The organism is Roseibium sp. MMSF_3247 (assembly GCF_030733765.1).
GTDB lineage: Bacteria > Pseudomonadota > Alphaproteobacteria > Rhizobiales > Stappiaceae > Roseibium.
In genome coordinates this window covers 433,712-445,554 of record NZ_JASHII010000002.1, presented here as the reverse complement: position 1 = coordinate 445,554, position 11,843 = coordinate 433,712, and the positions used below count along the sequence as shown (strand labels likewise).

Below are 11,843 nucleotides of genomic sequence, written 5' to 3'. Positions count from 1 at the left end.
AACGCTCACCCCTCCAATCCTGACGCTTCTTCCGGTGCGTGCGACAAGCTCGGCAAAACCATGGGACGCCTGCCAACAAGCATCTTGCGCAGGGATTGCGAACACGATAGTTAGGTCGAGTTCGGGCAGTAGCGCAGCCTGGTAGCGCACTTCACTGGGGGTGAAGGGGTCGTCGGTTCAAATCCGGCCTGCCCGACCAACATTTTCAAGACTATTTTCTGAATACCTAGCTTGAATTCGGTCTTGTTTAGCTAAACAAGACCAATGCATCTGATCATGTCAGATTTGGAAGCGTACCAGCGACAAGCCGATTGAGCAGTTTGGACAGGCTGTCCAATTCAGCACTGGACCATCGGTCTTCGAACGCTGCACGCGCGTGCTTTGCAAAGGTCACTTTCGCCTCACCCAATCTGATAGTTCCCGCTTTGGACAGAACGACATAGGCCAATCGCGCATCCCGGATATCGGCCTCACGGGTCACAAGCCCAAGCTTTTCCATCGGTGCGGCCATCCGCGTGACCGTGGAGGCACTGACATACATGCGCTTGGCCAGCTCCACCCGGGACAACCGATTGAGCGGTGCTCTTTGAAGATGCATGAGCAAAAAATACTCATTCACGGAAAGACCGTGAACAGCGGAAAACTCACCCGAGAGCTTTGCCCGAAACTCATCTGCCGATTGCATAAGCCTCAGTGCGTTGATTGTGTAAATATCTTCCATTTTGCTTTTTTATTGCAATATAGTTGCATATGCAAGCATATTGCAATAACCACTGCAACATAAGATGGTGCCAAGGGAGTTTTCTAATGGACTATGAAACCGTGTTTTCCGGTGTGAGCTCTCTGGCGATGCTCGGCTGGGTATTGTTGTTGATTTCGCCCCTCATCCCGAAGTGGTCAGACCGTATTTCAGGCTACGCAATCCCAGCCCTTCTTGCCGTTAGTTACGTCGCAATCGTGGGCTTTTTCCCTGTCTCTGAAGGTGGCTATGGGAGTTTTTCCGCGGTTGCTCAACTGTTTTCAAATCCAAACGCGGTTATGGCGGGCTGGAACCACTTTCTGGCATTTGACCTTTTTGTTGGTGCATGGATGTGTCGGAGTGCCCGTGCTAAAAATACAAGCTTTTGGATGGTTCTGCCCTGCTTGCCGGTGACCTTTATGTTCGGACCCGCCGGGTTTTTGATGTTCGTCGCGCTGGGAACTTTGCGATCTGCAATCGGTGCTGAGGCCAGGGTAAATGACGCAGCTACATAAAAACAGTTGTTCACCGATCAAAAAGCCCCATTGCTCCTTGCGAATTCTTTATCTCGTAGCTGCCAATGAGCTCGTTGCACTTTGTAGCTTTGCGGAATTGCGGCGCCTGTCCAAGCATGCTTTCATGAGCATTACCTTAAGGCAGCTACATCGCTTCTATGAAACAGTTTGACGGCCTGATGTGTTTACAATCAGACCACAAGCGGGAATTTGGTTGAGAGAGAATACGGCAGCCTTTCCAACCAAATCAGCGGGACCGGTAAGAACGAGCAATTAAGCGGGGAGATACCATGTGCATTATCTGCGGCAGCCCGGTGGCTGACTTCTCACTGAGCTATAACTCGGACGGGAAGAAGACCGGCAGCTTGAGTTGGACCGCCGAACGGACGCAAGGCGACTACAACATTGTCAGTGATTTTGTGCTGTACAACCCGCTTCCGAAATGGGGCACGAGCGGCACCCCGGGCACATCCGGAGGGGAAGTTACCTGGAGCTTTGCAACAACAACGTTGAGTGGAACTGTCGGCGGAACCCCCTACGCCTCCGACGCCGCGATCACGGACCCGAATTTTCAACAAGCGGTGCGCCAAGCCTTTGATGCTTGGGCGCAAGTGGCCGATATCAGCTTCCGGGAAGTGACGGATGCAAGTTCTGTCCAAATCAGATTTGCGATGGATGCAATCGACGGAGTGAGCAACACACTGGGGTTTGCAGACTCTCTCTTTTCCAGCAGTGACGGTGGAGCCACCTACACAACCGATTCCGTCCAAGTCATTTTTGACACGGCAGAAAACTGGACCACGACGGCTTTCCTAAGTACGGCAATCCATGAAATCGGACACGCTTTGGGCATTGGGCACAGTGAGGATCCGAACGCGATCATGGCTGCTGTGGTCGTTAACGAGAATTATGGCACGTCACTGACGCAGGATGACATCAACGCCGTCCAGGCGATCTATGGAGCGGCGACGACGACCCCAACAACTCCGACGGTTACGATCCCCGAAGTTGATTTGGGGGTTTACCGCTTCTTCAACAGCTCCACCGGCACACATTTTTACTCAGCAAATCACACTGAAGCCGTTTCAATCAGCACCAACCTGGCGCAATACAGCTATGAAAGCGTTGCCTATAAAAGCGTGAACAGCACCGACGCAAATGCGGTCGAGTTCTACCGTTTTTACAATACGGAAACCGGAACCCATTTCTTCACGGCAAGCGCCGCGGAGAGGGATTCCGTAATCTCCACGCTCTCGCAGTTTAATTACGAGGGTGTCGCCTATCACCTTCACAGCACGGCGGATTCAGACGACATTGCACTTTATCGTTTCTTCAATACGGACACCGGCACTCATTTCTATACGGCGAATGAGGCCGAAAAAGACAATGTAATCGCCACCTTGTCCCAGTACAATTATGAGGGGATTGTTGGGTACGTTGATGTTGCATAGTCCGTATTCCAACGGCCTAAAACGATAATCAAGAAACTGAATTCCTGGACGGCTCCGAGGCGCGGCGGCTTGCCTCATACGAATGACAAACGCCGTTTGGCTTGGTGGCGCATTTTACTTAGGTAAGGTCTGTTCCAATACGGTATGATCGCTCAACCTATATGAGTGATTGAGTATCATTTTTAGAGTTGGAATAATCTTCAAGAGCTAGTCCGCTCATTATTGCTCAGCGCGGCCTCACGCAATGGCCCACTGTTGATGGGCCACAACCCAACAATATTTGCTAAGGAAACGGCACAAAGGTATTCCAGATAGTAAGCTCTGCACAGCCAAACACTACCCTGCAGATCCAGAAGGCATTTTTCGCTGTATCATTTCAATGTTTTGCTCTGCGCGCCACAGTAATGATTTGTTTATTGGTTGACGATAAAAATCGATGTACAGGTAGGTTACACTATCTACAAAAAATTTTTCTCCAAACTCCTTCATGTAGAGTTCGTTTATTCTTTCTCGAATTTTATCACCTGCGTCTTTGTAAAACACTTCTTGCCGGTAGGTTGCACCCCAGCGGCTGTGCGGATTATTGACCCGTCCTTTAAGCTTTGGGTAGTTTTTTTGATCCCGGACCGATGTCCTAATGGGTGCCTCAACCCATTCCTTTCTCAGACTGTTGGTCAAGGATCCAGATTCTCCTACCCATTTTTCGGTTTTGGTCCAGTCAAGGGTCGTTAGATACCGCATCCACATCAGAAGCTCTATCCTTCTACTGAGGACCTCACTGCTCGGAAGTGATTTTTTGATATTCAGCAGAGGAGATGTTTTTTGAAATACTTCGCATAATTTTTTCTTATCTGAGCCCAATTGGTCGGTGAATATTTCTTCAATCAGTATGCGCGCAGACGCCTCTATTCGATACAAATAGGTCTGCATTCTATTTTTAATCATACCTGGCGACTCAATCATTTTCTTTGCATCACCAAGATCACTGCTGCTAACTTTCATGCTTTCTTTAACGCGGGCAGACCCTTTTGATTGTATGAGATCGTATAGTTCCCCAGCAATGAATTCAGTGCGTACATCAGTCGCAAAATCATTCACTTTGTGGATTTTTTTCTTAAGTGCTTTTCTATCAGAAACGGTAGTTACCAAATAACGTTTCATGGTGTTGGTAATCGTTCCGCCTGCATAGGCCTTTGCACAAGTTGCACCGATTACGGTTCCAAGCCCAACACCGCCAAGCAGGGACAATGCAAGAATTGCCATCTCAACCTTGGCTTCATCTTTGGCTTTATCAGCCTTGTCCTGCTCATCGACAACCTCGATGTATTTGTTGTAAGCAGGCTCATAAGCTTCATAGAATTTATTGACGACGTTCGCTTTGTACAGGGCGGCTTCTGTACCGACCCGATTAATAAGAAGATCAGCGCGATAAACAATTGGGCCAGCCATAGTAAATCTCCTAAATCGACGTCTAAACTTAACCTATTTCAATTCGTAATCCACCTATCGATTCAAAAATGTGTCTCAGATCACGCAAAGTAAGAACTGATGCAATCAAAATACGGATTGAGAAATACCTCACATTCATTGGTCAAGCCACCTCACGGCCTTTTTCCAGGCGCCCGAGAAAATCTGACAGCCACGCTATTTCCTTTAGATAAACCTCCATGCTGAGCGATGCGAGCTCCATCAAAAGGTTTTGCGGATCCGGGTCATCAAAGCCGGTTTCCAGCAAAAAGCCCTGATATTCTTCATGAAACCGTTCCGGCAATTGCATCTCAGCCCCCTGTTCTTTCGCCGTCATTATTTTTGAGACAGCGCCCTTAGCAGGTGTGAGCCGATCTTAGGAGGGGGACCGTACCTCGCCTCATTGTCAAAACTGTCCTTTCCTCACAATCCCCAGCCGATGTCCTCACACAGAACTTCGACCTGCGGAAAACCCGTTCTGCGGGTGGCCCGAAACCCTTTTCGCTTGTATTTCTCAAAAAATATCGTGCGGCCCTTGCGAATCGTAAAAAAGCGCCGCCCCCGCCCGCCAAGTACCAAGAGCCCAGAATGAGCCACACATCCGATTTTGAATTTAATCCCCTTTCTGATGCGTTCGCGCAGGATCCTCATCCGTTTTACGCGGCGCTGCGCGCGAAGGAAGGTTTGACTTATTTTGAGGATTTTGATGTCTGGCTGGCCGCGCGTTTTGACGATGTTTCGGAAATCGTGATGAGTGAACACATGGTCCGGTCCATGGAGCACATCGCGAGTGCAGAAGAGATTGCAAAACAGAAGCGTGATGGAAACTGGCATGACATGCCGCATCATTCCCGCTTCGTGCAATTTTCCCTGCTCGACAGCGACGGCGACGTCCATGACCGGCTGCGCAAGCAGGTGTTCAAGCTGTTCACTCCGGTGATGGTCAACAAGCTGCGCGACGAGATCCAGGCCTATGTCGACAGCCTCGTTGACGGTCTGGCGGACCGCCAAGAGATCGACTTCATCGAGGATCTCGCCGCCCATGTTCCAGGTCACATCATAGGTCGCATTCTAGGAGTTCCCGACGCGGACTGCCCGCAACTGCGCATCTGGTCGGAGAACATCGTTCAATACTTCGACATCGACCGGTCTGATAAGCGCAAGGACCTCGCCGAGCGCAACACAACCGAATTCTATCACTACCTGTCGGACCTGAAGCGCCAGCGCGAAGCTGCGCCAAAAGACGATCTGATTTCGGTGATGATCGAGGCGCAAAAGGCCGGCCACATGAACGAGGACGAGTTCATTTCAACCGCCATGCTTATCCTGATGGCCGGACACGGATCAACCATCGACGTTCTGGGCAGTGGCATGCACGCACTTTTGAAGTTTCCGGACCAGATGCAGCGGCTGCGGGACGATCAAAGCCTGATGAAGACTGCGGTCCAGGAAATGTTCCGCTATGAGTCGCCCCTGCCCTTTTTCCATCGCTATGTGACACAGGAGATGGACGTTTGCGGCCAGAGGTTTGAACGCGGCACAAAATTCGGAGTTCTCTATGGCTCCGCAAACCGCGATCCAAAGCAGTTTCCAAACGCAGATACATTTGATGTGGGCCGGTCCCCGAATTGGCATATTGCCTTTGGGCGCGGCGCTCACTTTTGCCTCGGCAACCACCTCGCCCGGCTCGACATGGATATCATCTTCTCAACGTTGCTGCGCCGGTTTTCAAAGATCGAACTGGCAGCAGAAGATGTTCGCTACAAACGCGGCTTGTCGGTCCGAGGACCGGAAGCGCTGAAAATTCGCTGGCCGCCCTCCTGACAAAGGCTGTAATCTGATTGCCATTCAAACAGGTTACCCAGGCCGCCTATAGCAACGGAGAATTCCATCCTCATGCGCTTTACCAAAGCAGCTTCGATTGCCGCACTCGCTGTGTTGTCTACTCCCGTCATTGCCGACACGATCGAGCTTGGACCGCGTCCCTATTACCTGATCGACCAGATGGCCGAAGGTCCGCTGAAGGAAAAACTTGAGGCCTGCATCGGTCAGCCGCTGAGAAAGACCGACTTTTCGATTGGCCATCGGGGCGCACCATTGCAGTTCCCAGAACATACAGCAGAGAGCTACAAGGCTGCTGCTTTGATGGGCGCAGGGATCCTGGAGTGCGATGTCACCTTTACCAAGGACAAGGAACTTGTCTGCCGGCACGCACAGAACGATCTCCACACGACCACCGACATCTTGGCGACAGATCTGGCTGGTAAATGCACCAAAGGGTTCAGCCCTGCAGATGGCAACTCAAAGGCCTCAGCGGAGTGCCGGGCATCAGACCTGACGCTTACCGAATTCAAGACGCTGAACGGCAAAATGGACGCAGCCGACAGAAGCGCCAAGACCGTCGAAGCCTACATGGATGGAACGGCGGGATGGCGCACTGACCTTTATGCCACAACTGGCACTTTGATGACCCACGCGGAATCGATTGCCTTGTTCAAGGATCTCGGCGTCAAATTCACGCCCGAACTCAAGTCGCCGTCGGTGGATATGCCCTTTGACGGGTTCAGCCAGGAAGACTACGCGCAAAAACTGATCGACGAATACAAGGCAGCCGGAATTCCGGCCTCGGATGTCTTTCCGCAGTCCTTCAATCTCAACGATGTTCTGTACTGGATCGAGAACGAGCCGGATTTCGGCAAGCAGGCTGTTTATCTCGATGGCCGCCGGGACCTGAACCCGTCCGACCCAAGCACCTTTTCCCCGTCCATGGCCGAACTGAAGGCAATGGGTGTCAACTACATCGCTCCCCCGCTTTGGGTTTTGTTGACGCTGGACGAAGGGGAAATTGTTGCATCCCCCTATGCGCGGGCCGCCAACGAAGCAGGGCTTACCCTGATCACCTGGACACTGGAGCGCTCCGGTCCACTCAATACGGGCGGCGGCTGGTACTTCCAGACGGTCAAGGATGCGATTGACGGTGATGGCAAGGTTTATGAAGTGGTCGATGTCCTTGCTCAGGACGCAGGTGTTGTCGGTCTTTTCTCCGACTGGCCCGCTACAACCACCTTTTATGCCTCCTGCATGGGCCTGAAATAGGCCTCGTAAAAATGTGAGCTTCTAGCCACCAAGATGCGATGCGCGCGTAGATTGATAAGTCCTTCTTTACGTGTGCATCGCTAAAGTCCTTTGGCGATTTCAGTCCAAAGGTGTTTTCAGATGAAGATCTTTCCAACCCCGAGCATTGACGCTCAGGTGCTGATGGAGCGTTACGAACCGCTTTCCGGTAACGCGGTCTTGGAAATGATCGTGCGCGCTGCCGTCGCCGCCGGGTTGCCTGCCGAAGAGTGTAAACTTCTAAAAACATCAACAGAAAAGGATATCCGGGTTCTCTGCGGCAACTACCACATTTTGGTGACGCAAACAGTGCCGTTTGAAGCGAGCGCTCAGCTTGAAACAGCGCTCAACAGCTTCTCCGTGAAGTCAAGTTTTCCGGTAGCTGCTGACGTTATTGAGGCGACGACAGCCTATACACAAATCTCCGTCTACAAGGGGCTTATCCCAGTCGGTGCTTTTCCTGAAGGGGCTTTGCAAGAGATCGGTGAAAGCGTTGCAACCTTCACTGACAGCAGCGAGAGCCAAATGGCGATGGCGATTGTGAAGTCTGTCACGGCCAGCATCGCAGATGCGTCTTTTCCAACTGCCATTTTCTGGATACCCAGTTTGTTCCTGATGACACCAGACACTTTCAAATTGGTGGCGGATGAAGACACACCACTTCTTCTTTATGTTCACCCCCACCTTTACGGTGAAACGTCTCCGCTCACCGGTGAACAGCTCATTGGTGTGATTGGCTCAGGAGCCCCGTCTATCATCGGTTATTCGGTGGAATTCACGCCTTCCAAGCTGCCAACCGGTTACCTCATTGAACGGCTTTATTCGTTCATTGGCTTCACACTCAAACGCGGGAAGGTGTTTCCAAGTGGAGATGTTTTCGGTTCAGACGAAAACGAAAAAATCCAGGTGTTTCACCACCCTCCACACGACGGCGGCGCGCCGCGCATTGAACTGAAAGTGGTCCATAATCCGGCCCTTGGTGTCGAGCGAGACCCTGTTCCCACGATCTTCAAGGAATACGATACCGAAGGTGCCCAAACAGGCGAACGCATTGACGGGGCAGAAGAGGTTGTTCTTGATCCCGACGATCCGATCGACGCGGCCATTCTACAGCAACTCAACCGCCAGAAAACTGGCGAGACTTCGTCTGCCACGTCGGCAAATCGCGTAAAGCCAATTCGCCGGCCGCCAGCCGCATCTTCGCCGGAAGCTTCCCAGCCAAGTACAAAGCCCCGAGGTCCACGCGTGGTCGGCGATGAGACGGCTGGTGGGGCATCAGAAGCTGGGCCGAGAAAACGCTCGTCCATGGATGAGCTTCGTCAGATCGCGATTGCGGCGCAACAGGCAAGCTCCAGCGATCAACCCTCAAAGGGCGGCGGATTTCTTGGGCGGTTTTTAAAGCGGAAATAGCGGGACTTTTAGCGCGCCCGGTCCAGAGTGCGTTTGCACTCCAGCAACTCGAACAAGGTGGACTGCAGACGGCGGATATCTTCTTTCGAAATCGCTTTCGCAGGACCAGCTGCCGCGCTCTCCGGCTTTTCACCCCGCAGGCGGCTCAAAATGCCAAACCCGCTGCCGCCCTGCCCGTCAACAGGTTTGTCGGCTTCATCGTCGATGACATCATGCGGCACCGATCCTGAGGGCATTGCCCCACTGGCGGTTTCGCCGGCTGTTGTTTCTTCTGTCAGAGGAGTTGGTGCTGAAGACACGCTCTGCTGGCTGACGATGAGTGGATCGGCATCCTCGCGCCAGATTTGCATGACGAACTTCGGACCCTGCTCTTTCAGAATCCGCTGCACACCCTTGATGGTGTAACCCTCGCCGTACAGAAGGTGGCGGATTCCTTTGAGGAGCTCAACGTCGTCTGGCCGGTAATAGCGGCGGCCGCCGCCCCGTTTCAGCGGTTTGATCTGCGAAAAGCGGGTTTCCCAGAAACGCAGCACATGCTGCGGCAAATCCAGATCCTCAGCGACTTCGCTGATGGTGCGAAAAGCGTCTGGGCTTTTGTCCTGTGAGCTCATGCAACCCGTCAGCTGCCGGTCAGGGCGTCGTTAATCCGTTGTTTCAAGACATTCGATGGCTTGAAGACCATCACGCGGCGCGGGGAAATCGGAACTTCCTCACCGGTCTTCGGGTTGCGGCCGATGCGCTCCCCTTTGGAACGGACGACGAACGACCCGAAGCTAGACAATTTTACCGATTCTCCTGTCACGAGACAGTCGGAAATTTCGGAAAGAACTCGCTCCACCAATTCCGAAGATTCGGTCCGCGAAAGACCCACCTTCTGATAAACGGCTTCACACAGATCCGCTCGGGTAATAGTCCGGTTGCCCATAACCCCTCCTCAGGACGCCATTGATCTGGCTGATTTTACACAGAAACTCTGCAGCAGGCTCTCACGGTATTGCCTCAAGGGGACCCGGTCAACAGGAACTCTTAATAGGGCTGCGATTTGTTGCCTGCACTGTCAGAAATACTTACCAGCGCAAAAGCACAGAGCCCCATGTAAATCCACCGCCCATCGCCTCAAGCATGATGAGATCGTCTTTTTTGACACGTTCGTCCCGAACGGCCAGATCCAGCGCCAGCGGAATGGAGGCTGCGGACGTGTTTCCGTGCATCTGAACGGTGGTCACGACCTTCTCCGGCGCGATCTTCAGCTTCTTCGCACTGGCGTCAATGATGCGTTTGTTGGCCTGGTGTGGAATAAACCAGGTTAGATCCTCGGACGTCAGGCCAGTGGCGGAGTATGCATCTTCAATCACATCCGTGATCATGCCAACGGCATGTTTAAAGACTTCCTTGCCTTCCATGCGCAGATAGCCAACCGTCTGGGTCGAAGACGGCCCGCCATCAACAAAGAGCTTGTCCTTATGACGGCCATCCGAGCGCAAATGCGACGTGAGAACACCCCTGTCAGCCGTATTGCCTTCGCCTTCTGACGCTTCGACAACCACAGCCCCAGCGCCGTCACCGAACAAGACGCACGTGGTCCGGTCGTTCCAATCCAGAATTCGGGAGAAGGTCTCTGCGCCAATCACGAGGCAGCGTTTGGACATGCCCGCGCGGATATAAGCGTCTGCTGTCGTGAGCGCATAGACGAAGCCGGAGCAAACCGCGTGGACGTCGAATGCAAAGCCATGGTTGATGCCGAGCCGAGCCTGTACGGAAACGGAGGTCGCCGGAAATGTGTTGTCCGGCGTCGCTGTCGCCAGGATGATCGTATCGATGTCGTCGGCTTTCCGGCCGGCGCTTTCCAGGGCACGCAGAGCGGCTTCGACTGCGAGATCCGAAGTCACCTGCCCTTCAGCAGCGACATGGCGCTGCTGAATGCCGGTGCGCTGAACGATCCAATCGTCCGAAGTGTCGACCATCTTGGCCAGATCGCTGTTGGTCAGGATTTTTTCCGGCAAATAACTTCCGGTACCAGTAACGATTGAACGGATAACGCTCACAAATCACCTTCCGATGTCGGCGCCGCTTCAGCGAAGCGCCCGCGATGGTAATGCACAAGATCTTGCGCGATCTTGTGCGTCAGTTCGTTTTTCACCATGTCGTAAGCCAGATCGATGGCCGATGCGAACCCTTCCGCATCCGTTCCGCCGTGGCTTTTGATGACAATGCCGTTGAGGCCAAGGAACACCCCGCCGTTGACCTTGCGCGGGTCCATTTTCTCGCGCAGCAGGTCAAAAGCGCCCTTGGCAAATAGGTAGCCGAGTTTCGACATGAAAGTGCGGTTCATGGAAGAGCGCAAGTAACTGCCGATTTGTTTGGCTGTTCCTTCTGCCGTCTTCAGCGCGATATTTCCGGCAAAACCTTCGGTGACGACCACGTCGACCGTGCCGGCGCCCAGGTCATTGCCTTCGACAAAGCCGGAGTATTGCAAGGAGCGTAGCGGCGTTTCGCGGAGCAGGCGTCCCGCCGTGCGCACCTCTTCCAGTCCCTTCACCTCTTCGACGCCGATGTTCAGGAGGCCAACGGTGGGTTTTTGAATGCCGAACAGCGCTCGCGCCATGGCTCCACCCAAGATGGCAAAATCAATCAACTGCTGAGCATCTGCGCCGATGGTCGCGCCAACGTCGAGCACAACGGATTCGCCGCGCAAGGTTGGCCAAATGGCTGCGATTGCCGGACGCTCGATGTTGGCCATTGTCCGCAAGCAGAACTTGGACATGGCCATCAACGCGCCGGTGTTGCCAGCGGAAACGGATACGGCGGCATCGCCGGTTTTCACAGCCTCGATGGACTTCCACATGCTGGACTTCCACCGCCCCTGACGCAGCGCCTGACTGGGCTTGGTGTCCATCGCGATGGAGACTTCGCAATGATGAAAAACGGAGGCATCGCGCACGCGCGGGTACTTGTCGAGAAGCGGACGGACGACGTTTTCATTGCCATACAGCAAGAACCGGATATCTGGATGCCGGACAAGCGCAATTTCAGCGCCCGGGATCACGACCTCGGCTCCGTGGTCGCCTCCCATGACATCAAGTGAAATCGGAATCGTTTTCGCCATTTAGAAAGTCTTTAAACGTTTACCGGCAAGGCGGAGATTGC

General features: G+C 53.2%; 12 protein-coding genes and 1 tRNA gene. 6 read left to right on the top strand and 7 right to left on the bottom strand.

What is annotated here, in order from left to right:
- The first annotated feature begins 122 nt into the window (after positions 1-122).
- A tRNA-Pro gene (locus RBB44_RS07520) sits at positions 123-199 on the top strand.
- A gap of 75 nt (positions 200-274) precedes the next feature.
- On the opposite strand, the gene RBB44_RS07515 is transcribed toward RBB44_RS07520, so the two are convergent.
- The gene (locus RBB44_RS07515; protein ID WP_306146778.1) at positions 275-721 is read right to left on the bottom strand and encodes a MarR family winged helix-turn-helix transcriptional regulator; all 447 of its coding nucleotides are present in this window, start codon (positions 719-721) and stop codon (positions 275-277) included.
- Between the two features lie 86 nt (positions 722-807).
- Between RBB44_RS07515 and RBB44_RS07510 the strand changes: the two genes are divergently transcribed.
- Positions 808-1,254: an ABA4-like family protein gene (locus tag RBB44_RS07510; protein ID WP_306146777.1), complete on the top strand. Its 447-nt coding sequence runs from the start codon at positions 808-810 to the stop codon at positions 1,252-1,254.
- A 290-nt stretch (positions 1,255-1,544) separates the two neighbouring features.
- Positions 1,545-2,705 (top strand): matrixin family metalloprotease, encoded by a 1,161-nt coding sequence (locus RBB44_RS07505; RefSeq protein WP_306146776.1) that lies wholly within the window; start codon positions 1,545-1,547, stop codon positions 2,703-2,705.
- Between the two features lie 336 nt (positions 2,706-3,041).
- Here RBB44_RS07505 and RBB44_RS07500 read toward each other — a convergent pair whose 3' ends face one another.
- On the bottom strand, positions 3,042-4,154 hold the full coding sequence (locus RBB44_RS07500; RefSeq protein ID WP_306146775.1) for a hypothetical protein: 1,113 nt from the start codon (positions 4,152-4,154) through the stop codon (positions 3,042-3,044).
- A 142-nt stretch (positions 4,155-4,296) separates the two neighbouring features.
- Positions 4,297-4,482 carry a hypothetical protein gene (locus RBB44_RS07495; RefSeq protein WP_306146773.1) on the bottom strand — a complete coding sequence of 62 codons (186 nt, stop codon included), beginning with the start codon at positions 4,480-4,482 and terminating at the stop codon, positions 4,297-4,299.
- A gap of 278 nt (positions 4,483-4,760) precedes the next feature.
- Between RBB44_RS07495 and RBB44_RS07490 the strand changes: the two genes are divergently transcribed.
- From RBB44_RS07490 to RBB44_RS07480, 3 genes are all read left to right on the top strand, one after another.
- Positions 4,761-5,996: a cytochrome P450 gene (locus tag RBB44_RS07490; RefSeq protein WP_306146772.1), complete on the top strand. Its 1,236-nt coding sequence runs from the start codon at positions 4,761-4,763 to the stop codon at positions 5,994-5,996.
- 72 nt (positions 5,997-6,068) lie between these two features.
- Positions 6,069-7,268, top strand: a complete 1,200-nt coding sequence (locus tag RBB44_RS07485; RefSeq protein WP_306146770.1) for a glycerophosphodiester phosphodiesterase family protein — start codon at positions 6,069-6,071, stop codon at positions 7,266-7,268.
- 120 nt (positions 7,269-7,388) lie between these two features.
- A complete protein-coding gene (locus tag RBB44_RS07480; protein WP_306146768.1) occupies positions 7,389-8,696 on the top strand; it encodes a hypothetical protein in 1,308 nt (435 codons plus the stop codon).
- Positions 8,697-8,704: 8 nt separating this feature from the next.
- Here RBB44_RS07480 and RBB44_RS07475 read toward each other — a convergent pair whose 3' ends face one another.
- The 4 genes from RBB44_RS07475 to plsX all read right to left on the bottom strand — a co-directional run bounded on the left by RBB44_RS07475 (position 8,705) and on the right by plsX (position 11,802).
- Positions 8,705-9,307, bottom strand: a complete 603-nt coding sequence (locus RBB44_RS07475) for a MerR family transcriptional regulator (RefSeq protein ID WP_209177538.1) — start codon at positions 9,305-9,307, stop codon at positions 8,705-8,707.
- A gap of 8 nt (positions 9,308-9,315) precedes the next feature.
- Positions 9,316-9,621, bottom strand: coding sequence for an integration host factor subunit alpha (locus RBB44_RS07470; RefSeq protein ID WP_040451807.1), 306 nt, complete (start codon positions 9,619-9,621; stop codon positions 9,316-9,318).
- 142 nt (positions 9,622-9,763) lie between these two features.
- Positions 9,764-10,741: a beta-ketoacyl-ACP synthase III gene (locus tag RBB44_RS07465; protein ID WP_306146766.1), complete on the bottom strand. Its 978-nt coding sequence runs from the start codon at positions 10,739-10,741 to the stop codon at positions 9,764-9,766.
- Positions 10,738-11,802 carry a phosphate acyltransferase PlsX gene (plsX, locus tag RBB44_RS07460; protein ID WP_209177536.1) on the bottom strand — a complete coding sequence of 355 codons (1,065 nt, stop codon included), beginning with the start codon at positions 11,800-11,802 and terminating at the stop codon, positions 10,738-10,740. The genes RBB44_RS07465 and plsX overlap by 4 nt, the downstream gene beginning before the upstream one ends.
- Positions 11,803-11,843 lie beyond the last annotated feature (41 nt).

What these genes read in the sequence shown, in the direction of transcription:
- RBB44_RS07500 (WP_306146775.1), bottom strand. Translation starts at nt 4,154, where the DNA reads ATGGCTGGCCCAATTGTTTATCGCGCTGATCTTCTTATTAATCGGGTC.
- RBB44_RS07475 (WP_209177538.1), bottom strand. Translation starts at nt 9,307, where the DNA reads ATGAGCTCACAGGACAAAAGCCCAGACGCTTTTCGCACCATCAGCGAA.
- RBB44_RS07470 (WP_040451807.1), bottom strand. Translation starts at nt 9,621, where the DNA reads ATGGGCAACCGGACTATTACCCGAGCGGATCTGTGTGAAGCCGTTTAT.
- RBB44_RS07485 (WP_306146770.1), top strand. Translation starts at nt 6,069, where the DNA reads ATGCGCTTTACCAAAGCAGCTTCGATTGCCGCACTCGCTGTGTTGTCT.
- RBB44_RS07495 (WP_306146773.1), bottom strand. Translation starts at nt 4,482, where the DNA reads ATGCAATTGCCGGAACGGTTTCATGAAGAATATCAGGGCTTTTTGCTG.
- plsX (WP_209177536.1), bottom strand. Translation starts at nt 11,802, where the DNA reads ATGGCGAAAACGATTCCGATTTCACTTGATGTCATGGGAGGCGACCAC.
- RBB44_RS07505 (WP_306146776.1), top strand. Translation starts at nt 1,545, where the DNA reads ATGTGCATTATCTGCGGCAGCCCGGTGGCTGACTTCTCACTGAGCTAT.
- RBB44_RS07510 (WP_306146777.1), top strand. Translation starts at nt 808, where the DNA reads ATGGACTATGAAACCGTGTTTTCCGGTGTGAGCTCTCTGGCGATGCTC.
- RBB44_RS07480 (WP_306146768.1), top strand. Translation starts at nt 7,389, where the DNA reads ATGAAGATCTTTCCAACCCCGAGCATTGACGCTCAGGTGCTGATGGAG.
- RBB44_RS07515 (WP_306146778.1), bottom strand. Translation starts at nt 721, where the DNA reads ATGGAAGATATTTACACAATCAACGCACTGAGGCTTATGCAATCGGCA.
- RBB44_RS07490 (WP_306146772.1), top strand. Translation starts at nt 4,761, where the DNA reads ATGAGCCACACATCCGATTTTGAATTTAATCCCCTTTCTGATGCGTTC.